Below are 22,358 nucleotides of genomic sequence, written 5' to 3'. Positions count from 1 at the left end.
ACCTATCCTGAAAACCGCGACGCCAGTTCCTCGATACGGCGGATCATGGCCTGGAATTCCTCGGAGATGCGCTGGTGCAGTTTCATCGCGACTTCCGGATATTCCTCCAGGATGCGGCGGAACATCTTGCGGCTGAGGCGGATCACTTCCGAGTCGATTTCGGCCGACGCGCTCGTCAGCCGGTTGGTGTCGGCGATCAATGCCAGTTCGCTGAGCATCGTGCCGGGGCCGGCCTCGCCGATCGGGATGCGTTGGCCATTCTGCTCGCGGTAGAGCACGATGCGCCCACTGACCACGATATAGGCCGAATCGGCCTCGTCATCCTCGCGGTAGAGCTTGTGGTCGGCCCGCACCACGGTGGTCTCGGCGCCGAAGGCGAGCAGGCGCAGTTGTTCCTGCGTGAAACCCTCGAAGAGCCTCACGGCGGACAGGATGCGGATGTCGTCATCCAACGCCATCTCTAGCTGCGTCCCCGAACGGTCAGTCCAATCCCTCCTTCACGAGTCGATCCCGTATACCCTCCAACAGGATCGCACCCGAAAGCGGTCCCGCCCAGACCGCTCTATCCCTTTAGTTTTCGCAATTCCGGACGGAAAACCGCCCACACTTTTCCTGGAATTGCTCATTGGATAATGAAATGTTTAAGGAACCAGCTTGTAGCCGCCGCTTTCTGTCACAAGAATTTCCGCATTGGAAGGATCGCGCTCGATCTTCTGGCGCAGACGATAGACATGGGTTTCCAGCGTGTGCGTGGTGACGCCGGAATTGTAGCCCCAGACCTCCTCGAGCAGCACGTCGCGCGTCACCACCTTCTGGTCGGCGCGATAGAGATATTTGATGATCGAGGCTTCCTTCTCCGTCAGCCGCACCTTGCCGCCACGCGGGTCGATGAGCAGCTTCTGGCTGGGCTTGAAGGTGTAGGGGCCGACCGAGAAGGTGGCGTCCTCGCTCTGCTCATGCTGGCGCAACTGGGCGCGGATGCGCGCAAGCAGCACCGCGAAGCGGAAAGGCTTGGTCACATAGTCGTTGGCGCCGGCCTCGAGACCCAGAATCGTGTCCGAATCGGTGTCGTGGCCGGTCAGCATGATGATGGGCGCCTTGTAGCCGCCCTTGCGCAGGATCTTGACGGCCTCGCGGCCATCCATGTCGGGCAGGCCGACATCCATGATAAGCAGGTCGATGAGGCCGCCGCGTGCCGCCGTGACGCCTTTTGCCGCAGTCGCTTCCTGCAGCACGTCGAATTCCTCGTAGAGGGCGAGTTGCTCGACCAGCGTGCCGCGCAGGTCGTCATCGTCGTCGACGATCAGGATGGTGCGTGAAGTCATGGATCAATCCGTTGTTTTGAAAATGAAATTCAGTTGACCGCTGCGTATTTATGCGGAAGCTGGCCGACACAATAGCCGATCACAGTGATTTGTTCCGTGGCACGATCATACAAGAAAAAACGCGATCGCAATGCAGCCGGCGCAATTTTGGTAAAACGGCTGCGCGTACTGACCGTGCGGGCAAGGCCCGGCCACCCCAGCCAGGGCCTGCTGCAGGCCGGCAATGCGGTGTTTGCCTGTGCGCTGGGGCATGGCGGCATCTCGGCCGACAAGCGCGAGGGCGACGGCGCCACGCCGCTGGGCTCGATGCGGATCCTGTCGGGTTATTTCCGGGGAGATCAGTTCGCCGCCGGCCGCCGGACGCGTCTGGCGATGACGCCGATCGGGCCCGATCTCGGCTGGTGCGAAGTGCCTGACGACCGCAACTACAACCGTCCGGTCAGGCTTCCCTACCGCGCCAGCCACGAACGCATGCGGCGCGACGACGATCTCTATGACGCCTGCCTGGTGCTCGACTGGAACATCGCGCCACGCCGCAGGGGGCGCGGCAGCGCCATCTTCTTCCACCTGGCGCGTCCCGGATACACGCCGACGCTAGGCTGCGTCGCGGTGAGTGCACGCACGATGGCGCGCCTGCTGCCGCTGCTGTCGGCCCGGACGGTGGTGAGGGTGGTGAGGTAGGAAAGGGCAGTAGGGCAGTAGGGCAGTAGGGCAGTAGGGCAGTAGGGCAGTAGGGCGTGTCTTCCGGTGCTGCCTTGCATTTCCCCTACTGCCTTACTCCCCTATTCCCTTCCTGCGGGGCTGCTGCCAGCCGATGTCGAGCAGGCCCAGCCGGCCGATCTCCCGATCCATGGCGCGGGCGATGTCCTTGCGTCCGGCGCCGATGTCGCGCAACTGGCGATCGGACAGGTCCTCGACGTTTTGGTGCGGAAGATTGATCGCGACCCTGGCCTGACGCAGCCAGTCGCGGATCGCCGACAGCCGTGCCGACCTGGCGCTATAGGCGGGGTGAAGAGCGATGTGAGACATGGTGTGATCCGTCCTTCCGGACTTCAAATCCGGTTTGATGGTGTTTCAGTGCCCGCATCATGCCGGATTGAAATCTTGGAAGGAAACGAGTAGTTTTTTCTCAATCATCAAGTTTTATTTGAGGATTGAGATGTTATGGGACGCTTTCCCCGGGTCACGCGCTGATGGCAACCCTGCTGCCGGGAACGCGGGCGCTGAGGACGCTGGAGGCGGCGGCGCGTCACCTCAATTTCACCCGCGCCGCCGACGAGCTTGGGCTGACGCCGGCCGCGGTCAGCCACCAGATCAAGGAAATCGAGGATCAGCTCGGCATCGTGCTTTTCACGCGCACCAGCCGCACCATCCGTCTGACGGAGGCGGGCACGGTGCTGTTCGAGGCCGCGACCGACACGCTCGACCTGCTTGGCCGGGCCGTCATGCGGGCGCGCAAGATGGCACGCGGGACGGAGTTTCTGAAGGTCACGCTGGATGCCCAGTTCGCGGCGAAATGGCTGATGCGGCGCGTCGAGGATTTCCGTAAGCAAAGGCCGGGGATCGAGCTCAGGTTCGACATCGCCTACGGGCTGCGTGATTTCGACCTGGATGATGTCGATGTCGGCATCCGCTTCGGGGCTGGCAAGTATCCGGGGCTTTGCGCGCACCGCCTGTTCGACAACATCATCATTCCGGTGTGCAGCCCAGGCCTGCTGGCATCGGGGCCACCGTTGCGCGAACCGCGCGACCTCTTCCTCCACACGCTCGCCCATATCGAATGGGCGCGGCAGGGCGTGACATGGCCGAACTGGCGCATGTGGATGGCGGCGGCCGGTGTCGACGATTTCGACGACAGCCGCACCGTTGTCTTCGGCACCTCCACGGATGCGGTCCAGGCGGCGCTTGACGGCAACGCCGTCGCACTCGCCGATTTCGCCATGGTGGCGAACGACCTTTCCGAAGGCCGGCTGGTGCAGCCCTTCGCGCTCAGCATCAAGGTCGCGCCCGAATACGCCTACTTCCTGGTCTATCCCCAGGCGATGGTTGACGACCCTCGCATCGTCGCTTTCCGTGAATGGATCCTGGAGGAAGTGGCCAGGACGCGAACGATGGACAAGGCATAGATCATCACGGCCAAATTCAGCTCACGACCTGGCGTTGTGGCCGAAGATCATGCGGGTGTATTTCTTCCACTTCCATTTCAGGCTTTTGTACAAACGCGGGTACCTTTTCGCGGAAATGGACGTTTGAAACGCTCCGTTCTCGCTCCCCTGTTCGACGATCGGCCGTTCGAACCAAAGCATTTCAATGCCAAGCTTCTCGTCCATCTGTTCGACCTGGTGGTCGATCGACGTGTATATCTTGTTCTGGGCGATCCAGGCGCAACGGGCCTCTGCGACCGGACGGGTGATGAGGTAGGAATCGGTGCATCTGGCATGCAGTGCCGGGTAGAGCCTTCGACCCTTCCGTAGTTCCCAGCTCGGCGTGTAGTAGTTGCTGCCATTGCCGAGATAGATGACGGCCTTGCGCATGGGGCTGCCGAGCTCCGCCAGTCCCTGGCGGAACTTGGCGACGAAGTCGCGGGCGAGGAACACGTCGTCCTCGAACACCAGGCAATAAGGCTGGTCGGTCTCGAGGAAATCGCGCCAGATGCCGACATGCTTCAGTGCCAGCGAGACGGCCGGTGGGTGGGTAAAGGTGGGCGCGATCAATTCGTCGCGGATCTCCGGCGTGATGTCGGCCTGATCCCAGTCGGTATAGAAATAGACCGGCACGCCGCGCCGCTCGAATTCGCGGACAATGTGGCGGCGCCGGTCGTCATAGCCCTGTTTGACGTGGCAGACCCGGGTGAACACCAGGTCGCGCGGGAAACCGGAGTCGTCTGCCATCGTCAACCCACTCTCAGCTTGCCGCGGCGCCGAACCAGCCGGTCACCGCGCCGATGATCAACAGCACACCCAGCCAGTGGCCGCCATCGATGAGGGTCAGGTCCCAGCCGAAATTCTCGTAGCGATGGTTGACCGACAGCGTTGTCGCGACGAAACCCAGCCAGAGCACGAAGCCGAAGACAAGCCCGGCAAGCAGTGTCGGCTCACCGCCGGTCATCGCGCCGACGACCAGGGCCATGATGTAGGCCATGACCAGTTCGGCGATGAAGCTGATGACGAAAGGCAGCGGCGATTTCTTCATTGTCGCCGGATCGAGCCTGGCCGCCTTCAGCCAAGGCTTGCTCAGGGCCATGTACCAGGCGGCGCCGAACAGCCAGGCCAAGACGGCGGCGGCGATCACCGCCAGCCAGTTCACTGCCGAAAAATCCATGAGCTTCCCCCTCGATGCTGGTTTTATGGAAACGCCTGTTCGGCGGTGGCGTCAAGCAAAGCGCCAGACGGTGGTGCGCTTGACCAGCGAATCCTCCAGTGCCCGCGTGACGGCGACCTCATAGACCGCAAGCGGTTCCAGCCCTGACCTTGGCAGATACGACCGGCCGGGATCGCCGACGAGGATCTCGCCACCACGCGCCTTGAGCGTTGCGAACCACGGCATCAGGCGGTCGGCGAAGGATTTGTCGTAGAAAACGTCACCGGCGAGGATCACGTCCCAGCCCGCGTCGGTGCCGATGCAGTCCGTGCCGAGGAAATCGATGCCGACGCCATTGGCCTCGCCGTTGAGGCGTATGGCGGTGGCGCAGAACGGATCGATGTCGGCGGCGGTCACTCCGGCAGCACCCACCCTGGCGGCGGCGATCCCGACAAGGCCGGAACCCGAGGCGAAGTCGAGCACGCGCTTGCCCCGCACCGTGTCGGGATTGTCCAGGATATAGCGGGCGAGGCCCTGGCCGCCGGCCCAGGCAAAGGCCCAGAAAGGCGGCGGCAGGCCGATCTCGACCAGTTCGTCCTCGGTCCGCTGCCAAAGATCGTGCGCTTCATCGGCCAGATGAAGCAGAATCTCGGGCACATGCGGCGGCGCCATCAGCGCCGTGTTGTCGAGGATGAACTGCCTGGCGCTGTGCGGGGTGAGTGCCGTCACGGAGCAGGTGTCAGGCCGCCCATGCGGCAGACTTCCTTCCATTCGGCCGGGGTGACCGGCTGCACGGAAAGCCGTCCGAGCCGCACCAGCGCCATCTCGGCAAGCTTTGGGTTGGCCTTGATCTCCGCCAGCGTCGGCGGGTTGGGCACATCCTTGAAAGCGCGGACATCGACGCACTCCCAGCGCGGATCATCCGACGTGGTATCGGGATGGGCGAGCGCGCAGACCTCGGCGATGCCGACCACGTTCAGCCCCTCGTTGGAATGGTAGAAGAAGCCGAGATCGCCGATCTGCATGGCCTTCATGTTGTTGCGGGCCGCGTAATTGCGTACGCCATCCCACTGCGTGCCGGCCTTGCCCTTGGCCTTCAGCATCTCGAAGGAGAACTTGAACGGCTCCGATTTGAACAGCCAGTAGTTCATTTCTTCTCCTCCTTGCGGCCCTGCTGCGAGCGACCGAGATTAACTAGCCGCCGGCTTGTTGAACGTCCAGTTCCACGGGTGGATTTCGACGCTTTCGAACAGTCCGGCCTTGGCATAGGGGTCGGCGGCCGACAGGGCTTGCGCTCCTGCCAGATCCGGCGCCTCGACGACCACGAGGCTGCCATTGGGCTTGCCGTCGGCATCGAGGAACGGACCGGCAAATGCCAGCTTCTTGTCGCCATTCAGCCCTTCGAGAAAGGCGACATGCTCGGGCCGCGTGTCGAGGCGCACCTGCAGGCTCCCCGGCTTGTCCTTGCAAATCAAAGCAAACAGCATGGTTTTTCTCCTGGTCTTGAGATCGAGTTTTGGGGGATCGAGATTGAGGGATCAAAGTCGTGGGGATCAATCGTTGGTCTCGGTCTTCAGCGGCCGGGTCATCAAGGCCGTTACAGCCTGGCGGATGGTGATGGTGCCGTCCAGTATGGCAGCGACGGCGGAGATGATCGGGGCGTCGATACCGCGTTCGGCGGCGATGCGAGCGGCGATCGCCGCCGTCGGCACACCTTCGGCCAGCGGCAGTCCGGAAAGCGCCTTGCCTTGCCCGAGCGCCAGCCCGTAGGCGAAATTGCGCGATTGCGCCGACGAGCAGGTCAGCAGCAGGTCGCCAAGGCCGGAAAGCCCCATCAGGGTCTCTGGCCGGGCGCCGAAGGCGGCGCCGATGCGGCGCAGTTCGACGAAGCCGCGCGTCACCATCGCGGCCTGGGCGCTGGCGCCGAGCCCGGCGCCGGTGACCGCACCCGCGGCGATGGCAAAGACATTCTTCAGGGCGCCACCGATCTCGACGCCGATCAGGTCGTCGCTCGAATAGCAGCGCAGATTCTCCGCGGAAAAGCGGGCAGCAAGGTCGGCCGCCAGGGCCTCGTCGCCGGCGGCCACCACCACCGCTGTCGGCAGGCCTCGGGCGACATCGGTGGCGAAGCTCGGACCTGACAAGGCGGCGACAGGATTTCGCGGCAGGATCTCGGTGACAATCGCCGACAACAGGTCGCCGGTGTCGCGCTCGATGCCCTTGGCGCAGAGAACGATCGGGATACCATCCGGAATATGGTCCTTCGCGGCCGTCAGAGCAGCCCGCAAGGACTGCGCCGGGGTCACCGCCAACACGCAATCGGCACCGGCGAGCGCTGTCCCGATGTCCGATGTCGCCTCGATGCCGGGCGCAATCGCGATGCCGGGCAGGTAGCGCGGGTTCTGGCCCTGGCCGATCGCGGCCACGGTTTCCGGATCGCGCGCGAAGAGCCGCACCGCATGTCCGGCGCGCAGCATGGCCAGCGCCAGTGCCGTGCCCCAGGCGCCGCCGCCGAGCACGGCGACACGCCAGCCGCTTTTGCCTGGATTGTTCTTGGCTTCACCCGTCATGCCTTGGCTCCGCGCCGGCCGGAGCCGACCATCGGCGCCGAGATGCTGTCCAGCGGCCAGCGCGAGCGCGGCACGAAATCGAAGCCGTTCTCCTGCGCCATGCCTTCGCGCAGGCGTTCGATGCCGGCCCAGGCGATCATCGCCGCATTGTCGGTGCAAAGCTTCAACGGCGGCGCGACGAAGGTGAAACCGGCCTGGGCGCAGAGCCGCTCCAGCGTCGCCTTGATGGTGCGGTTGGCGGCGACGCCGCCGGCGACGACCAGCGCCGGGTTCCTGGTGCCGGGAAATGTTTCGCTGAACCGTGCCAACGCGCGAGACACGCGGTCGGCAAGCGCATCGGCGACCGCCGCCTGGAACGAGGCGCAGATGTCGGCGACGTCCTGATCGCTCAGCGGCTCGATCGCCGTCGCGGCCTGGCGTACGGCGGTCTTCAGGCCGGAGAAGGAGAAATCGGGCTGCGCCGATCCTTTCATCGGCCTGGGAAAGGCAAAGCGCGTGGCGTCGCCGCTCTGTGCCGCCTTCTCGACATTCGGGCCGCCGGGATAGGGCAATCCGAGCATCTTGGCGGTCTTGTCGAAGGCTTCGCCGAGCGCGTCATCAATGGTGGTGGCCCAGCGCTGATAGTCGCCGACACCGCGCACGGCCAGGATCTGCGTGTGGCCGCCGGAGACGAGCAGCAGCAAATAGGGAAACTCAAGCCCGTCGGTCAGCCGCGCCGTCAAGGCATGACCTTCCAGGTGGTTGATGGCAATCAGCGGCTTGCCCGTCGCCGCGGCGATCGCCTTGGCCGTCATCAGCCCGACGATCAGGCCACCGACGAGGCCGGGGCCGGCGGTGGCGGCGATGGCATCGATGTCGCCAAGGGCCGTGCCCGAATCGGCAAGGGCCGCCTCGACGATACCGTCCAGCGCCTCGACATGGGCGCGCGCGGCAATCTCGGGCACGACGCCGCCGAAGGCGGCATGCTCCTCGATCTGGGAAAGCACGACATTGGACAGGATTTTCGGCACGGCGTCGCCTTCGAGCGCCACGACACTGGCGGCTGTCTCGTCGCAACTCGTCTCAATGCCCAGAACACGGATCAATTCGTCGCTATCCCAAGAGATTGTTTATCTGGCCTTTCCCCGTTAGGAGAAAGCCCGAAAAGGCCTCGGTTATTCCAGCCGCATTTCCGCGACGCCAGGTGGCTCCACTTGGCTGCAAAATGCTCTGGCCGGGGGTTATCACGGACCGCGCGCCATGCAAACAGCCTTGAAAATCGGAACACGCGGCAGCCCGCTGGCGCTCGCCCAGGCGCATGAAACGCAGGCGCGTCTGATGGCCGCGCATAAAATGCCGGCGGACGCCTTCGAGGTCGTCGTCATTTCGACGAGCGGCGACCGCATCCAGGACCGTCCGCTGTCGGAGGCTGGCGGCAAGGGCCTGTTCACCAAGGAGATCGAGGAAGCGCTGCTCGCCGGTGCGATCGACATAGCCGTCCATTCGTCGAAGGACATGCCGACGCAATTGCCCGACGGCCTGGAGCTCTCCGCCTTCCTGCCGCGCGAGGACGCACGCGACGCCTTTGTCGGCAAGGCGGTGAGGACGATCGCCGAACTGCCGCGCGGGGCCAAAGTGGGCTCTTCATCGCTCAGGCGGCAGGCGCTGATCCGCCGCATGCGGCCGGATCTCGACGTGGTGATGTTTCGCGGCAATGTGCAGACGCGGCTGCGCAAGCTGGACGAAGGCGTCGCGGCCGGAACCATCCTCGCTTACGCGGGGCTGAAGCGGCTGGGGCTCGAACATGTCGCCACCGATTTGATGCCGCTCGAGATCTTCCCGCCGGCGCCCGGCCAAGGCGCGATCGGCATCGAGACCCGGATCGGCGATCGCGCTGCCGAGAGGATGCTGATGGCGATCCACGATGTGCCGACCGGACAGGCACTCACCTGCGAGCGCGCCTTCCTGGCGGCACTCGACGGTTCCTGCCGCACGCCGATCGCCGGCTATGCGGCGATCGAGGCCGGGAAACTCACCTTCGCCGGCCTGATCATCTCGCCCGACGGCACGCAATCGCACACGGTCGAACTGCAAGGGGCAGCACAGGATGCCGCCCGCATCGGCGATGAGGCCGCGCGGACGGTGCGGGCCAAGGCCGGCGAAAAGTTCTTCGATGGCTGGGTCTGAACATGCTTCGCGTCCTGGTGACCAGACCGGAACCGGGCGCTTCGCGCACGGCCCGGCGGCTTCAGGACACAGGCTTTCAGCCGGTTCTCCTGCCCCTGACTGAAACGGTGACTTTGCCTGTCGATGCCGGGCTGATTCCAGACGACGCTGTCGCCGTTGCCGTCACCAGCGCCAATGGCTTGCGTCATGCCCCGAAGGAAGTGATCGCGGCGCTTGCTACCCTGCCCTGCCACGCCGTGGGGGGAAGGACCGCCGAAGCGGCTCGCAAGATGGGGTTCTCGTCGGTCGTTGAAGGCGCCGGTGATGCCGAGGCGCTGGCCGATAGCCTTGCGAAAGCGTTTCCCGGCAAGGCAATCGTTTATCCCTGCGGACGCGTGCGGTTTCCGATGTTCGAGCAGAGGCTGGAAGCGGCTGGAGTCCTGGTCCACGCCCTGGAGACATATGACACGCTTCCGGTGCGGCATTCGGATGACTCCATCCTTGCGCTTTTGTCCGGCCGACCGGTCGATGCGGTACTGCTCTATTCGGCCAAGGCGGCCGCCGCGATGCGGGATCTGGCCAAACAGCCTGCCTTGCAAGGGGCCTTTGAAAAGACATGTTTTTTCGCTCTTTCCGCGCGTATTGCCGCTGCCTTCGACGACAGTGGCGGCAAGGCAATCCGCATTGCCGAAGAGCCCGATGAGGAAGCCCTGCTGGCGCTTTTGCCACCGCCCCGCTGACCCGCGTCATCACACCGCCCCTTTTCACCGCTTGGTGATGTGCTAGACCCTTTGTGAACCATCACGCGCCCCCAGGCGTTGAGATGAAGCGAATTTTGCGGAGCCAGGCATGGTCAAGACGCCGAAGATGCGACACTCGAAAAGCCGCCGCGAGCCGGTGACCATCGATCTCGAACCCGGCGCCGTCTCCCGTATTGTCGACGAGGATGCCGCGAAGTCGCCAGCAACAAGCGAAGAAGCCGAGGCCGCGGAAGGTTCTCAAGCAGAGATTCCCGAAGAGCCGGTGCATGCCGACCAGACCGACCTTGAGCCCTGGGAACATGCCGATGCCGCGGGGCAGGCCGTGACAGAGCCGCCCGCGGAGGCCAAAGCCGCTGGGCCGGAGCTGCCCTATCCCGGTTCGGATGCACCGTCCAACCGCGCCAAGGCCTCAGACTACAATTTCGAGGACGCGTCGGCGAAGCGCGCCGACGACAGCAAGGCAAGAACCGAGACACGGGGCGAAAAAATGGCGCCTACTCCTCCTCCAGCAAGGCGTGGCGGCGTAAACGGCATTGCCGCCGGCCTTATCGGCGGCGTCATCGCACTGGTCGGCGCCGGCGGCCTGCAGTTTGCAGGCCTGCTCGGCGCGCCCGGTTCCGGCGCCGGCGTCTCACTGGACGGCGTCAATGGCGAGATCGCCTCGCTGAAGAGCGAAATCGCCGGTCTGAAGGAAACCGGCGGCAACAATGACGCGGCGGCCAAGATGGTCGGGCTTTCCTCGGGTCTGGAGCAGGTAAAGGCCGATGTCGCGGCACTGAAATCGGCGGTCGAGCAGGGTGGCGCCGGCGACAGTGCCGGGCTTGCCGCGCTCGGCGACAAGGTCAAGCAGATCGAAACCGCGCTCGCCGCTCTCGGCAAGGCCGGCAGCGCCGCCCCGGTCGATCTCGGCCCGCTCAACGAAAAACTGGCCGGTCTCGACGCGCTGGTGAAATCAACAAGCGAGGCGGCGAAGGCGCAGGATGGCCGGCTGACGGCGCTGGAACAGTCGGTGTCGCAGCTTTCCAGCAAGGTCGAGGCGGCGGCGGGACAGCCGAAGATCGCGCTCGCCATTGCCGCGTCGGCTTTGAAGTCGGCGCTCGAACGCGGCGCGCCGTTCTCGGCGGAACTGGATACGCTGGCCGCGATCTCTCCCAATGCGCCTGAGCTCGCGACCTTGCGGCCCTATGCCGAGAAGGGCGTTCCGACCCGCACCGAGATCGCCTCGCAGATGGATGCCGCCGCCAATGCCATGGTCGCCGCCGCCACGCCGGTCGACCAGAATGCTGGCTTCCTGCAGAACCTGATGTCGAGCGCCGAATCGCTGGTCAAGGTCCGGCCGATCGGTGCTGTCGAGGGTGTGGGTGCACCCGAAACCGTGGCGCGCATGGAAGTGGCGGTCACCCAGGGCGACTATGCCAAGGCGCTCAGCGAGTATAATTCGTTGCCTGAGGCCGCGAAGGCCGCGGGCGCCGACTTTGCCGGCAAACTGAAGGCGCGCATCGAGGTCGAAACCCAGGTCGACGCCCTGATCTCCAGCGCGATGAAGGCATGAGGGCAACACGATGATCCGCCTGCTCGCCTTCCTCATCGTCGTCTTCGCGCTCGGTCTGGGCTTTGCGTGGCTGGCCGACCGGCCGGGCGACATGGTCGTCACCTTCAACGGCTACCAGTACCAGGTCAGCCTGATGGTGGCGGCGGTGGCCATCGTCGCCGTCGTCGCCGCGGTGATGATCTTGTGGTGGTTGGTCAGGTCGCTGTGGAACAGCCCCTACACCATCTCGCGCTATTTCCGCGTGCGCCGCCGCGACCGCGGCTACCAGGCACTGTCGACCGGCATGATCGCCGCCGGCGCCGGTGATGGCGCGCTGGCCCGCAAGAAGACCAAGGAAGCGGCCAAACTGATCCGTTCCGACCAGGAGCCGCTGATCCATCTGCTCGAGGCGCAGGCGTCGCTGCTCGAAGGCGACCATGAAGGCGCGCGGCAGAAATTCGAGAGCATGCTCGACGATCCCGAAATGCGGCTGCTCGGCCTGCGCGGGCTTTATCTCGAAGCCGAACGGCTGGGCGACCGCAATGCCGCTCGCCACTATGCAGGCCGTGCCGCCGCCGTTGCGCCGCAACTGGCCTGGGCGGCCGAATCGACGCTCGAGGAGTTGACGGCGCGCGGTGACTGGGACGGAGCCTTGAAACTGGTCGACGCGCAGAAGTCGACGCGGCAGATCGAACGCGACGCCGCCAGCCGCCGCCGCGCCGTGCTGTTGACCGCCAAGGCGCAATCGCTCGCCGACAGTGATCCCACGGCCGCCAGGACAGCGGCGCTGGAGGCGAACAAGCTCAGGCCGGATTTCGCTCCGGCCGCCGTTGCCGCCGCGGCAGCGCTCTTCAAGCAGAACGATGTGCGAAAAGGCTCCAAGATCCTGGAGACGGCGTGGAGGGCCGAGCCGCATCCCGAGATCGCCGAGCTCTACACCCATGCTCGTCCGGGCGACGCCGTGCTCGACCGCCTCAACAGGGCGAAGAAGCTGCAGGAAATGAAGAAGAACCATGCCGAATCGTCGATGACGGTGGCGCGTGCGGCGCTCGACGCGCAGGATTTTTCGACCGCCCGCAGCGAAGCCGAGGCCGCGATCCGGATGGACCGCCGCGAGGGTGCCTATCTGCTTCTGGCCGATATCGAGGAGGCCGAGACCGGTGACCAGGGCAAGGTGCGGCAATTGCTTTCAAAGGCTTTGAGGGCACCGCGGGACCCGGCCTGGGTGGCCGACGGCGTCGTGTCGGAACGCTGGGCGCCGGTGTCGCCGATCACCGGACGGCTTGATGCCTTCGAGTGGCGCGCGCCGATGGAGCGGCTTGGCCAGTTGATCGACAGCCGCGACGATGCGCCGGACGCCGCCGTGCCGGTCATCGAAGCGCTGGCGAAGCCGGCCAGCGAAAAGCCGATCGACGTGATCGATCATGCCGCCCCGGCCGACGAGGCGAGGGGCAAGGACGTCGAGAGCCGCGAGGACCATGTTACCCCGGTCACGGCGGCGGCGTTCGCGGCGGTGCCGGCCGATGCCGAGGCCGTGGAGCCGGCGGAGGAACTGGCGCGCCTGCCGGACGATCCCGGCGTCGATCCGGACGATGAGGCGGAGAAGTCGCCACGCCGGTTCCGGCTGTTTTGATTTTGGCCTTCGGGTGATTGACTTGGCCATTGGGCCGGTTGGGAATGGATTGATGTTCGAACGCGTTCTATCGTTTCTCAGGGACCTGCCGGCCGGCGCCGGCGCGCATGCCAGCACGGACGATCCTCGTGTTGCCGCCTCGGCGCTGCTCTACCATGTGATGAATGCCGACGGCGTGCGCCAAGATGTCGAATGGGAGCGGTTCATGGCGGTGCTCTCCGAGAGCTATTCGATCAGCGGCGCCGAACTCGAGGCGCTCGCCGCCGCCGGCGAACGGGCCGACAACGAGGCGATCGACCTCTATGCCTTCACCAGCGTACTCAAGCGCCATCTCGACGCCGAGGGGCGCAAGGCGTTCATCGGTCTGATGTGGGAGATCGTCTATGCCGACGGCGAGTTGCATGAACTCGAGGACAATACGGTCTGGCGTGTCGCCGAGCTGATCGGCGTCGAGCGCCATGACCGGGTCGAGGCGCGCCGCAAGGCGGCGGCGCATGCGCCGGGCGCGCGTGGAACATCCAGCGACGAATAGACGGGATCTCGCCGACAGATGCCGCACAGGATGCGTTCGAAGCCAAAAATCCTGATCGTCCTGCATCAGGAGAATTCGAGCCCCGGACGCGTCGGCCACATGCTCATCGAAGAGGGTTTCGAGCTCGACATCCGCCGGCCGCCGCTGGGCGACGCCTTGCCGGAAACGCTGGATGGCCATGCCGGCACGGTGGTGTTCGGCGGGCCGATGAGCGCCAATGACGAGGACGAGTTCGTCCGCCGCGAGACCAACTGGCTGGAGATTCCGCTCAAGGAGAACCGGCCATGTCTCGGTATCTGCCTCGGCGCGCAGATGCTGGTCAACCATCTCGGCGGCAAGGTCGAGGGGCACGGCGAAGGGCTGGTCGAGATCGGCTGGTATCCGCTCAAGGCGACCGAGGCCGGCAAAAAACTGATGCACTGGCCCGACATGGTCTACCAGTTCCACCGCGAGGGCTTCTCGCTGCCCAGGGACGCGACGCTGCTGGCGACGGCCGATACCTACCCCAATCAGGCCTTCCGCTACGGCGACAATGCCTGGGGCATCCAGTTCCATGGCGAACTGACCCGGGTGATGATGCAGCGCTGGGTGGTGCGCGGCGCGCATCGCTTCGAATTGCCGGGCGCGCAGCCCGGCCGCGACCATCTCGGCGGCCGGCTGATCTGGGATATGCATCTGAAACGCTGGCTGGACGAGTTTTTGCGGATGGTGTTCGGCAGGCCGGCGATGAGGCAGAGCAAAATCCAATTGCGTTGAACCGCCGGGCTTGGCCCAAGAGCAGCCGAGAGCGGACGTCATCCACTGGAAGCCGTTGCGGCCACATCGTGTGCTTTGATCGAGTTGTGCTCGACGAGAGCGGTTTCACGCACCGTTACCTGCGTTCTCGTCGGATCCACCCCCACGCTTGCGCTCCCGCTGTCGCGAGCAGCAGCCTGAACCATCTCAGGCCCCAGATCGGGGACGTGCGAACTGCGGCGCGCCACCAGCGACGGTAGTCGGGTATGTCCACAAGGCCATGCCATGGTTTGCTGGGGCCTGAGAAATGCAACAGCCAGGGGTCGCGGCGCTGTAGTACCGTGGCAGCCATATCGGCATGGCCGCGGCGTGGCTCGCGCTCGAGGAACCACACCATGCTGTTCCAGCGCGGGTCCAGCAGAACGACGCGACCTCGGAGCAGCAGGTTTATCGCATCCTGATCACGCCAGCGGAACCTATGGGGATGGTCCAGTACAAGTTGCCCCGCCCGCTCGCCGAACCGTTCGCGACGAAGGGCGGCAAGGTCAAGCAGCAGCATGCCGGAGTTGACATAGGCGAAGTTGTCAGGGTCCCAACCGAGCGCGTCGCGGACATGGAGGATATAGTCGAGTCGGCCGGTAACCTTCTCCTCGGCTATGGCCGCGTGCAGGCCCAAATCCTGTACGGCACCCACCACGGCATCGCCAAGATCGGCGGCGAGCAGCGGCCGGATGTCTGCTACGGCAAGGACGTCCGCATCGAGATATAGAACGCGATCCAGGTCGGGGAGGAACTCGCCGAGTTGCAGCCGCAGCAACGCCGCTGGGGTAACGTGGTCGAAGATCCCTATATTCCGAAACCGGTTCTCGACATAGTGCACGAAAAGGCGGTGTGGGGCCACACGCAGCGTTTCCAGGCGCCGGGAGCGGCGACTGGGTGGCTCGCCATAAAATACATGAAACGCCAGTGGTGGCCCAGGCGACAGATGGGCCAGCACCGAAGCGATCGTCACCGCCGCCTGGTCGACATTTCCACCGTCGACACAAAGGGCGACGCTGAGACAGGTGGTCATCTTCATCCGCCCCAAGCGAGGGCTCCATCCGATCGCCAGAGTCGGCACGAGCGGCGTACCCGATTCGGGTTTCTCCTGGAAGCGCCGGAAGAGACGCCGGCAACGGAACGTCGACCGCAAGGAAAGTGGACGTGCCGGACAATGTCGATTTCCCGCGCACTCAAGCCGACCTTCCACGTATAGCCGACATGCTTGCCGGATTGGCCCTATCTCAGCCATTGCCGGCGCAAGCCGATTGCTCGGGGCAGCGGCTCACATAGGGGGCTGAATCAGTTGCGCCCGTTCAAATGCCGCACCTTGCGCAATTGCGGGAAAAGATACGCCCACAAGCCGGCAACCGCGATGGCGCCGACGCCGCCAATGACCACCGCCGGCACGGTGCCGATCAGCGCCGCCATGGTGCCGGCGCGGAATTCGCCGACCTCGTTGGAGGCGCCGACGAAAACCTGGTTCACGGCATTCACGCGGCCACGGACCGCGTCCGGCGTCCACAACTGGATGAGTGTTTCCCTGATGTAGACGCTGAACATGTCGGTGGCGCCGAGGAGGGCCAATGCGACGATCGACAGCCAGGTGACGGTCGACAGGCCGAACAATACGGTGCAGGCACCGAATGCCGCGACGAAGCCGAGCATGATCTTGCCGGCATTGTCGCGAAGCGGGTGCCCGGCGAGCCACACCGCAACGCAGATGGCGCCGATGCCGGGCGCCGAGCGCAGCAGGCCGAGGCCCCAGGGGCCGAGTTCAAGAATATCGCGCGCATAGACCGGCAGCAGCGCCGAGGCACCGGAGAGGAGCACGGCGAAGAGGTCGAGCGAGATGGCGCCGAGCACGATCTTCTCGCTCCAGATGTAGCGGAAGCCGGCAAACAGCGTCTCCATGGTCGGCTTGTCGGTGGCGGTCTGCTGGGCAGGCTTGGGAATGGTGAAGATCAGCAGACCAGCCACCAGCATCAGCACGGAGGCGACGGCGTATGCAGCCTCCGGCGAAACGCCGTAGAGCAGGCCGCCGGCGACCGGCCCAACGATGGTCGCCGTCTGCCAGGCGGATGAGTTCCAGGCAATCGCATTGCCGAAATCCTCCGGCGGCACCAGATTGGCGAACAGCGACGACGAGGCCGGTCCGTAAAAGGCACGCGCCATGCCGAACAGCGCCAGAACGACGAAGATCGGCAGCGGACTGACGAGGCCGCGCAGCGTGAAATACAGGAGAACGAGCGCGCAGCTTGCCTCGACCACCGTTGCCAGCGCCATGATCAGGCGGCGGCCGAAGCGGTCGGCGACGACGCCGGTGACCAGCACCAACAGCAGCGATGGCAGGAACTGGACGATGCCGACAATGCCAAGGTCGAAGGGATCGCGCGTCAGATCATAGATCTGCCAGCCGACCGCGACGGAGACGATCATGGTAGCGAAGGTGGTGAGGAAGCGCGCCGTCCAGTAGCTGAGGAAGGCTTTGTGCCGGAAGGCGGCGTAACGCTGCTCCGGTGAAGTTTGTACTGGTGTCATGGAGAGAGGCCCCGTTGCAATGTCATTGATCGGCGGGGCACTTCCCGGATGGGCGCTGGTCCGACCAATGGAACGTCTAACAAAGTTCGTGGCGGGATGTGCGTCAAAATCAGGCCTGGATCAAGGGATTTTCAGCCGGTTCCTTCGATCGCACGATGAAGTTACTGTCTCAGTGTCGCGGAAATGGCGTCGAGGCCGCCCCGCAACTCGGCTTCCGTCGGCCAGCCAAAACCGACGCGGAAGAAGCGTTTTTCCATTTCGAACCAGTGGCCGGGTCCGACATAGGTGCCGTGGTTCTCCAGCAGGTTCGCGTAGAAGCGGTCGAGGTCGAAGCCGGGTTCGACATTGAGGCGCGGGAAGCCGACGACACCGCCTTCGGGCCTGATCCAGTCGACCAGCGGCTCGCGGTCGATCCAGGCCTGGACGATATCGCGGCGCTTGGCCATCTCGGGCAGCAGTGCCGCCAGGAACGTATCCCGGCGCTCCAGCATGCCGCGCGCAATGCCTTCGTCGATGACGCTGCCGCAGATGCCGATCTGCTCCTTGGCGGCGAGGAATGTCTCCTGCAGGGCGGCATCCCTGGTGATCAGCCAGCCGATGCGGATGCCGGGAATGCCGAAGGCCTTGGACAGCGACGAGACGCTGATTGCCTTCTTGCTCAGCGAGGCCGCCGACGGCAGGCGCCTGCCATAGGAAAGATCGCGATAGGTTTCGTCGACCAGCAGGCGGCAGTTGTTGACCTCGGCCAGCGCCACCAGAGCGTCGAGATCGGCACGTGACATCATCGTGCCGGTCGGGTTGTGCGGGCATGTGACGCTGATCAGTTTCGTGTTCGGCCGGATCGCCGCCTTGATGGCCTCGACATCGATGGCAAATCCGTTCTCGAAGGCGAGGTCGACAAAGCTGATGGCGCAGCCGATCGCCCTCGGGGTTTCGATGTTGGTGGCGTAGTTGGGCCTGATGACGACGAGATGGTCGCTCGCCGACAAGAGCGAGGTCGAGATGATGAACAGCGCGCCGGCGGCACCGGCGGTGACCAGCACATCATCGGCCGAGATGCCGGCATCCTGCGCCGCGACCAGAGCGCGCAAGTCCTTGTCGCCGCGATGCTCGCCATAGAACAGCGTCAGGTCCGGCAGCGACAGGCCGATGTCGGAAAGCTTCTGATCGGCGATCGAGCTTTCGGAGAGATTGTAGCGGATACGGTCGTAGCCGTATTCCTCCGGTGCTTCCTTCTCGATCACCATCCTGGTGTAGTTCATGGCTTCGCTTCCCCCAAAAACCTGTCCGGTTCATCCAAGCCACAAAAACGTGAAGCCTGCCAAGGCGAATTCGCCGGCAGGCTTCTGTTCCAGTCGTCCTAGCGATTGGTTCAGGACTGATCTTCTCAGGCCGAGACCTTGGCCTTCCGGCCCTTGGTGGCCTTGGCGGGCACCACTTCGACAGCCTTGCGGCCCAGGCCGATCGACTTCGCCAGTTCCGAGCGCGAGGCCGCATAGTTGGGCGCAACCATCGGATAGTCCGCCGGCAAGCCCCATTTGGCGCGATAGGCGTCCGGCGTCAGGCCGAAATGCACGCCGAGATGGCGCTTCAGCGATTTGAACTTCTTGCCGTCCTCGAGGCAGATGATGAAATCCGGCGTCACCGACTTCTTCGGGTTGACAGCGGGAACCAGGGGGGCTGCCACCGGCACGGCCGGCTTGCCGAGCCCGCCGATCGAGGTGGCGACGCTGGCGATGAGGTCGGCAAGGCCGGAGACGGGCAGGCGATTCTTCTCGACGTAAGCGGACACGATATGGGCGGTCAGCTCGAGAAGGTCGATGTCTTTGCGAGCGTCGTTGCTATCGTCGGTCAATGTTTCCTCCGTCTGTGGCACACGGCCTCGAAAATCAGAATCGCTTTCGACAGGACGAGGCACAAAATCAAAAATGCTGAAGCGTCTTAAGCGTATCCACTGGAGCACGCCGGGCAGTGCGGCGAAATTCCTAGTCGGCAAATCTGCATAACGCAATGATTTAGCGCGCCGTCACACGTTATTTTGAACAACTATACTAAACTGTAATAATATCAGACGATCAAGGCCTTGTCTCGCCACAGACGAAATCCACCTTCGAAGGCGCGTGTGTTGTCACCGCGCCTGGACTCGGCCGGCAACTCGTCGAGCTTGTCGACATTGCCGCCGCCAATGATGACATAGTCTGGTTGCAGGGCGGCGCGCAGCCGGATGACGACGTCGAAGACGTATTTGCGCCACTTCTTCTTGCCGTGCTTTTCCAGGCCGCGCTCGCCGACATAGTCCTCGAAGCTCCGGCCTTTCCTGTAGGGAAGATGGGCGAGCTCCATCGGCTGGCCGACATTGTCGAAGACCATCGCCGCACCGAGGCCGGTACCGAGGCCCAGGAACAGCATGCGCCCGCCTTCATAGCTGCCGATGGCCTGCATCAGCGCATCATTGACCACCTTGACCGGCTTGCCGAACTGCGCGGCGAAATCGAAGTCGGCCCAACCCTTGCCGAGATTCATCGGGTCGAGCACCGGCTTGTTGTGACGCACCGGGCCCGGATAGCCCATCGAGATGACGTCATAGGACAGGCCCTCGGCGAGCTTCTTCACCTTGTCAATCATCTGCTGCGGCGTCAGGTCCGGGCCGGAATCGTCCCGGCGCTCCGTGTCGCCGGCGCTGGTCAGGATCTTGACGTGCGAGCCGCCAATGTCGATCGCCAGCACGATCTGCTCGGGGCCGGTTGCTGCTTGCTTCACCGCCTTGGCCATCGGGTCCCCTCCGCTCATGCCACCGGGTCGATCCAGCCATTGGGCGGGCCGAACCCGGCCATGGCGTCCGCCGGCCCCCATGTCTTCGGCTCGTAAAGATGCGGCGGCGTGGTGTCGCCAAGCACTGGCCCGACGATGCGCCAGGCCAGTTCTGCCGCGTCCTGGCGGGTGAAGAGCTGGCCATTGCCGTTCATGGCGTCGCCGATCAGGCGCTCGTAAGGTGGCATGTCGGCCTTCCTGTCGTCGAGCGCCGTCAGTTCCACCTGCTCGCCGACCATGTCGTCGCCAGGCGCCTTGCGCTGCGCGCCGATGGCGATCACCACCTGTGGGTCGATGCGGAAGCGCACGTAGTTCTGGTCGGCGGGCTTGATCGGGTCGAAGACGTCGAGCGGCGGGCGCTTGAGCCGCACCACCACCTCGGTGACATGCACCGGCATGTTCTTGCCGGCGCGGATGAAGAACGGCACATCCTGCCAGCGCCATGTGTCGACGAAGAAGCGCACCGCGGCAAAGGTCTCGACCGGCGAGTTCGGCTTGACGCCGGGCTCGGCCAGGTAGCCGGTGAACTGGCCGCGCACGACATCGTCCCTGGTCAGCGTGCGGATCGCGCGCAGCACCTGAACCTTCTCGTCGATCAAATCGTCGGCGGAGCGGCCGACCGGCGGTTCCATGGCCAGCAGCAGGAGGATGTTGAGCAGATGGTTCTCGATGACGTCCCGGATGCAGCCGACATCGTCATAGAACTTACCGCGCCCTTCGACGCCGAAATCCTCGGCCATGGTGATCTGCACGCTCTCGACGAAATTGCGGCTCCAGATCGGCTCGAGCAAGGAATTGGCGAAGCGGAAATAGAGCAGGTTCTGGATCGCTTCCTTGCCGAGATAGTGGTCGATGCGGAAAATCGACTGTTCGTCGAACACCAGATGCAGCACCCGGTTCAGCCAGCGCGCCGACTGCAGATCGTGGCCGAAGGGCTTTTCCACCATCAACCGCGCGCCATGCGCGGTGCCCGACTGCTCCAACCCTTGCACGACAGTCTCGAACATGATCGGCGGCACCGCCATGTAGTGCAGCGGCCGCTGGGCACTGCCAAGCGCGGTCTTCAGCTTCTCGAAGGTGGCCCCATCGCGGTAGTCGCCGCTGACATAGCGCAGCAGCGACGCGAATTTGGCGAACACCTTCTCGTCGATCTTGCCCAGCGCATTGACGATGCCGTCGCGAGCGCGGTCCTGCAGCTGCTTGATGTCCCAGGCGTCGAAAGCGACGCCGATCACCGGTTCGGTGAGCGTGCCCTTGGCGACCATCTGGTACAGCGCTGGAAATATCTTCTTGTGGGCGAGGTCGCCGGTGGCTCCGAAGAGCACCAGCGTGTCGGACCGTTCCTGGCTCATGCGTGCGTCTCCCGCTGTGGCGTCACTTGCCGGCCTTCGGCTTTTCGACATGGCCGCCGAAGGCATAGCGCATGGCGGACAACAGCTTGTCGGCGAATTCGGATTCGCCTTGCGAGGAGAAGCGGTCGAACAGCGCCGAGGATAGCACTGGCGCCGGCACGCCCGTGTCGATCGCCGCCTTCAGCGTCCAGCGGCCCTCGCCCGAATCCGAAACACGGCCGCCGAACTGCGCCAGGCCCGGATCGCTCTTCAGCGCACCGGCGGTGAGATCGAGCAGCCAGGAGCCGATGACGCTGCCATGGCGCCAGACCTCGGCTACTTGGGGCAGGTCAATGTCGAATTGATAGTATTGAGGATTTTCCAGCGGGCTGGTCTCGGCGTCCGCCGTGCGTTGCCGCTTGCCGGCATTGGCCGACTTCAGGATGTTCATGCCTTCGGCATAGGCGGCCATGACTCCATACTCGATGCCGTTGTGCACCATCTTGACGAAGTGGCCGGCGCCGCTCGGTCCGCAATGCAGATAGCCGAAGGGCGCCGTCCCGGCGGCCTTGTCCGGGGTCGGCGCGCCCGCATCGGCGCCCGGCGCCAACGTAGCGAAGACCGAATCGAGGTGCTGCACCGCCACGTCGGGGCCGCCGATCATCAGGCAGTAGCCGCGCTCCAGGCCCCAGACACCGCCGCTGGTGCCGACATCGACAAGATGGATACCCCTGGTGGCCAGTTTCGCGGCCTGGTCGACGGCGTCGTGATAATAGGAATTGCCGCCGTCTATGACGATGTCGCCGGGCTCCATCAGGGCCGCGACCTGATCGATGATCTTGCCGGTGATGGCAGCCGGCAGCATCAGCCAGACACAGCGCGGCTTGGCGAGCTTGCCGACGAATTCCGTCAGGGATGCCGCCCCGAGCGCACCGTCGCTCACCAAGGCCGCGACGCTGGCGGGGTTGATGTCATAGACGACGCACTCATGGCCGTCGCGCATCAGGCGGCGCACCATGTTGGCGCCCATCCGGCCCAGTCCCATCATTCCGATCTGCATGGTTTCGTCCCGATTGTTTGAGGAAAGAACAAATCTATCGGCCC

At 64.5% G+C, this 22,358-nt stretch carries 25 protein-coding genes; 8 read left to right on the top strand and 17 right to left on the bottom strand.

Annotated features, from left to right (window positions below; all coding sequences use genetic code 11):
* Positions 1-2: 2 nt before the first annotated feature.
* Positions 3-458: a Crp/Fnr family transcriptional regulator gene (locus AC1VON_RS03370; protein WP_172347929.1), complete on the bottom strand. Its 456-nt coding sequence runs from the start codon at positions 456-458 to the stop codon at positions 3-5.
* A 183-nt stretch (positions 459-641) separates the two neighbouring features.
* Complete coding sequence (locus AC1VON_RS03365; RefSeq protein ID WP_010912284.1) at positions 642-1,325, bottom strand: response regulator transcription factor; 684 nt, start codon at positions 1,323-1,325, stop codon at positions 642-644.
* Positions 1,326-1,409: 84 nt separating this feature from the next.
* On the opposite strand from AC1VON_RS03365, the gene AC1VON_RS03360 reads away from it, so the two are divergent.
* A complete protein-coding gene (locus AC1VON_RS03360) occupies positions 1,410-2,006 on the top strand; it encodes a L,D-transpeptidase family protein (RefSeq protein WP_483120395.1) in 597 nt (198 codons plus the stop codon).
* A gap of 93 nt (positions 2,007-2,099) precedes the next feature.
* Here the strand turns inward: AC1VON_RS03360 and AC1VON_RS03355 are convergent, their stop codons facing one another.
* Entirely contained in the window at positions 2,100-2,354 is a 255-nt protein-coding gene (locus AC1VON_RS03355; RefSeq protein ID WP_172347930.1) for a hypothetical protein, read from the bottom strand.
* 164 nt (positions 2,355-2,518) lie between these two features.
* Between AC1VON_RS03355 and gcvA the strand changes: the two genes are divergently transcribed.
* Positions 2,519-3,451 (top strand): transcriptional regulator GcvA, encoded by a 933-nt coding sequence (gcvA, locus tag AC1VON_RS03350; RefSeq protein ID WP_140776043.1) that lies wholly within the window; start codon positions 2,519-2,521, stop codon positions 3,449-3,451.
* Positions 3,452-3,472: 21 nt separating this feature from the next.
* Here gcvA and AC1VON_RS03345 read toward each other — a convergent pair whose 3' ends face one another.
* From AC1VON_RS03345 to tsaD, 7 genes are all read right to left on the bottom strand, one after another.
* Entirely contained in the window at positions 3,473-4,216 is a 744-nt protein-coding gene (locus AC1VON_RS03345) for a glycosyltransferase family 25 protein (protein WP_483120394.1), read from the bottom strand.
* A gap of 13 nt (positions 4,217-4,229) precedes the next feature.
* On the bottom strand, positions 4,230-4,646 hold the full coding sequence (locus AC1VON_RS03340; protein ID WP_483120393.1) for a DUF1761 domain-containing protein: 417 nt from the start codon (positions 4,644-4,646) through the stop codon (positions 4,230-4,232).
* Positions 4,647-4,697: 51 nt separating this feature from the next.
* A complete protein-coding gene (locus AC1VON_RS03335; protein ID WP_483120392.1) occupies positions 4,698-5,354 on the bottom strand; it encodes a class I SAM-dependent methyltransferase in 657 nt (218 codons plus the stop codon).
* Positions 5,351-5,776 carry an EVE domain-containing protein gene (locus tag AC1VON_RS03330; RefSeq protein ID WP_056574751.1) on the bottom strand — a complete coding sequence of 142 codons (426 nt, stop codon included), beginning with the start codon at positions 5,774-5,776 and terminating at the stop codon, positions 5,351-5,353. Before AC1VON_RS03330 ends, AC1VON_RS03335 begins: the two co-directional genes overlap by 4 nt.
* 39 nt (positions 5,777-5,815) lie before the next feature.
* On the bottom strand, positions 5,816-6,112 hold the full coding sequence (locus AC1VON_RS03325) for a YciI-like protein (RefSeq protein ID WP_172347935.1): 297 nt from the start codon (positions 6,110-6,112) through the stop codon (positions 5,816-5,818).
* 66 nt (positions 6,113-6,178) lie between these two features.
* Positions 6,179-7,195 carry an NAD(P)H-dependent glycerol-3-phosphate dehydrogenase gene (locus tag AC1VON_RS03320; protein WP_172347936.1) on the bottom strand — a complete coding sequence of 339 codons (1,017 nt, stop codon included), beginning with the start codon at positions 7,193-7,195 and terminating at the stop codon, positions 6,179-6,181.
* Entirely contained in the window at positions 7,192-8,277 is a 1,086-nt protein-coding gene (tsaD, locus tag AC1VON_RS03315; RefSeq protein WP_172352818.1) for a tRNA (adenosine(37)-N6)-threonylcarbamoyltransferase complex transferase subunit TsaD, read from the bottom strand. Before tsaD ends, AC1VON_RS03320 begins: the two co-directional genes overlap by 4 nt.
* A 157-nt stretch (positions 8,278-8,434) precedes the next feature.
* On the opposite strand from tsaD, the gene hemC reads away from it, so the two are divergent.
* The 6 genes from hemC to AC1VON_RS03285 all read left to right on the top strand — a co-directional run bounded on the left by hemC (position 8,435) and on the right by AC1VON_RS03285 (position 14,553).
* Entirely contained in the window at positions 8,435-9,361 is a 927-nt protein-coding gene (gene hemC / locus AC1VON_RS03310; protein ID WP_483120391.1) for a hydroxymethylbilane synthase, read from the top strand.
* Positions 9,362-9,363: 2 nt separating this feature from the next.
* On the top strand, positions 9,364-10,080 hold the full coding sequence (locus tag AC1VON_RS03305; protein WP_483120390.1) for a uroporphyrinogen-III synthase: 717 nt from the start codon (positions 9,364-9,366) through the stop codon (positions 10,078-10,080).
* A gap of 109 nt (positions 10,081-10,189) precedes the next feature.
* Positions 10,190-11,653 carry a COG4223 family protein gene (locus tag AC1VON_RS03300; protein WP_483120389.1) on the top strand — a complete coding sequence of 488 codons (1,464 nt, stop codon included), beginning with the start codon at positions 10,190-10,192 and terminating at the stop codon, positions 11,651-11,653.
* 10 nt (positions 11,654-11,663) lie between these two features.
* Positions 11,664-13,265 carry a heme biosynthesis protein HemY gene (locus AC1VON_RS03295; protein WP_172347940.1) on the top strand — a complete coding sequence of 534 codons (1,602 nt, stop codon included), beginning with the start codon at positions 11,664-11,666 and terminating at the stop codon, positions 13,263-13,265.
* Positions 13,266-13,317: 52 nt separating this feature from the next.
* Complete coding sequence (locus tag AC1VON_RS03290; protein ID WP_172347941.1) at positions 13,318-13,797, top strand: tellurite resistance TerB family protein; 480 nt, start codon at positions 13,318-13,320, stop codon at positions 13,795-13,797.
* Between the two features lie 18 nt (positions 13,798-13,815).
* Positions 13,816-14,553, top strand: coding sequence for a glutamine amidotransferase (locus AC1VON_RS03285; RefSeq protein WP_483120388.1), 738 nt, complete (start codon positions 13,816-13,818; stop codon positions 14,551-14,553).
* Positions 14,554-14,668: 115 nt separating this feature from the next.
* Here the strand turns inward: AC1VON_RS03285 and AC1VON_RS03280 are convergent, their stop codons facing one another.
* The 7 genes from AC1VON_RS03280 to gnd all read right to left on the bottom strand — a co-directional run bounded on the left by AC1VON_RS03280 (position 14,669) and on the right by gnd (position 22,314).
* Positions 14,669-15,610, bottom strand: a complete 942-nt coding sequence (locus tag AC1VON_RS03280; protein WP_172347943.1) for a glycosyltransferase family 8 protein — start codon at positions 15,608-15,610, stop codon at positions 14,669-14,671.
* Positions 15,611-15,873: 263 nt separating this feature from the next.
* Positions 15,874-17,112: an MFS transporter gene (locus AC1VON_RS03275; protein WP_483120387.1), complete on the bottom strand. Its 1,239-nt coding sequence runs from the start codon at positions 17,110-17,112 to the stop codon at positions 15,874-15,876.
* A gap of 161 nt (positions 17,113-17,273) precedes the next feature.
* Positions 17,274-18,374 carry an aminotransferase class I/II-fold pyridoxal phosphate-dependent enzyme gene (locus tag AC1VON_RS03270; protein WP_483120386.1) on the bottom strand — a complete coding sequence of 367 codons (1,101 nt, stop codon included), beginning with the start codon at positions 18,372-18,374 and terminating at the stop codon, positions 17,274-17,276.
* A gap of 125 nt (positions 18,375-18,499) precedes the next feature.
* The gene (locus tag AC1VON_RS03265) at positions 18,500-18,967 is read right to left on the bottom strand and encodes a Ros/MucR family transcriptional regulator (RefSeq protein ID WP_483120385.1); all 468 of its coding nucleotides are present in this window, start codon (positions 18,965-18,967) and stop codon (positions 18,500-18,502) included.
* Between the two features lie 212 nt (positions 18,968-19,179).
* A complete protein-coding gene (locus AC1VON_RS03260; RefSeq protein ID WP_483126264.1) occupies positions 19,180-19,884 on the bottom strand; it encodes an ROK family protein in 705 nt (234 codons plus the stop codon).
* Positions 19,885-19,898: 14 nt separating this feature from the next.
* A complete protein-coding gene (zwf, locus tag AC1VON_RS03255) occupies positions 19,899-21,275 on the bottom strand; it encodes a glucose-6-phosphate dehydrogenase (RefSeq protein WP_172347947.1) in 1,377 nt (458 codons plus the stop codon).
* A gap of 22 nt (positions 21,276-21,297) precedes the next feature.
* Entirely contained in the window at positions 21,298-22,314 is a 1,017-nt protein-coding gene (gene gnd / locus AC1VON_RS03250) for a phosphogluconate dehydrogenase (NAD(+)-dependent, decarboxylating) (RefSeq protein ID WP_483120384.1), read from the bottom strand.
* Positions 22,315-22,358: the final 44 nt, after the last annotated feature.

The organism is Mesorhizobium sp. HAY1-8B (assembly GCF_056868045.1).
This window is presented reverse-complemented; position numbering and strand designations above follow the sequence as displayed.

Bases quoted from the DNA above. Each gene is read 5' to 3' on its own strand.
- AC1VON_RS03325 (WP_172347935.1), bottom strand. From the start codon at position 6,112: ATGCTGTTTGCTTTGATTTGCAAGGACAAGCCGGGGAGCCTGCAGGTG.
- AC1VON_RS03370 (WP_172347929.1), bottom strand. From the start codon at position 458: ATGGCGTTGGATGACGACATCCGCATCCTGTCCGCCGTGAGGCTCTTC.
- AC1VON_RS03280 (WP_172347943.1), bottom strand. From the start codon at position 15,610: ATGAAGATGACCACCTGTCTCAGCGTCGCCCTTTGTGTCGACGGTGGA.
- AC1VON_RS03295 (WP_172347940.1), top strand. From the start codon at position 11,664: ATGATCCGCCTGCTCGCCTTCCTCATCGTCGTCTTCGCGCTCGGTCTG.
- AC1VON_RS03340 (WP_483120393.1), bottom strand. From the start codon at position 4,646: ATGGATTTTTCGGCAGTGAACTGGCTGGCGGTGATCGCCGCCGCCGTC.
- AC1VON_RS03320 (WP_172347936.1), bottom strand. From the start codon at position 7,195: ATGACGGGTGAAGCCAAGAACAATCCAGGCAAAAGCGGCTGGCGTGTC.
- gcvA (WP_140776043.1), top strand. From the start codon at position 2,519: ATGGCAACCCTGCTGCCGGGAACGCGGGCGCTGAGGACGCTGGAGGCG.
- AC1VON_RS03345 (WP_483120394.1), bottom strand. From the start codon at position 4,216: ATGGCAGACGACTCCGGTTTCCCGCGCGACCTGGTGTTCACCCGGGTC.
- AC1VON_RS03260 (WP_483126264.1), bottom strand. From the start codon at position 19,884: ATGGCCAAGGCGGTGAAGCAAGCAGCAACCGGCCCCGAGCAGATCGTG.
- zwf (WP_172347947.1), bottom strand. From the start codon at position 21,275: ATGAGCCAGGAACGGTCCGACACGCTGGTGCTCTTCGGAGCCACCGGC.
- AC1VON_RS03330 (WP_056574751.1), bottom strand. From the start codon at position 5,776: ATGAACTACTGGCTGTTCAAATCGGAGCCGTTCAAGTTCTCCTTCGAG.
- gnd (WP_483120384.1), bottom strand. From the start codon at position 22,314: ATGCAGATCGGAATGATGGGACTGGGCCGGATGGGCGCCAACATGGTG.
- AC1VON_RS03285 (WP_483120388.1), top strand. From the start codon at position 13,816: ATGCCGCACAGGATGCGTTCGAAGCCAAAAATCCTGATCGTCCTGCAT.
- AC1VON_RS03300 (WP_483120389.1), top strand. From the start codon at position 10,190: ATGGTCAAGACGCCGAAGATGCGACACTCGAAAAGCCGCCGCGAGCCG.
- AC1VON_RS03275 (WP_483120387.1), bottom strand. From the start codon at position 17,112: ATGACACCAGTACAAACTTCACCGGAGCAGCGTTACGCCGCCTTCCGG.
- hemC (WP_483120391.1), top strand. From the start codon at position 8,435: ATGCAAACAGCCTTGAAAATCGGAACACGCGGCAGCCCGCTGGCGCTC.
- AC1VON_RS03355 (WP_172347930.1), bottom strand. From the start codon at position 2,354: ATGTCTCACATCGCTCTTCACCCCGCCTATAGCGCCAGGTCGGCACGG.
- AC1VON_RS03290 (WP_172347941.1), top strand. From the start codon at position 13,318: ATGTTCGAACGCGTTCTATCGTTTCTCAGGGACCTGCCGGCCGGCGCC.
- AC1VON_RS03270 (WP_483120386.1), bottom strand. From the start codon at position 18,374: ATGAACTACACCAGGATGGTGATCGAGAAGGAAGCACCGGAGGAATAC.
- AC1VON_RS03305 (WP_483120390.1), top strand. From the start codon at position 9,364: ATGCTTCGCGTCCTGGTGACCAGACCGGAACCGGGCGCTTCGCGCACG.
- AC1VON_RS03365 (WP_010912284.1), bottom strand. From the start codon at position 1,325: ATGACTTCACGCACCATCCTGATCGTCGACGACGATGACGACCTGCGC.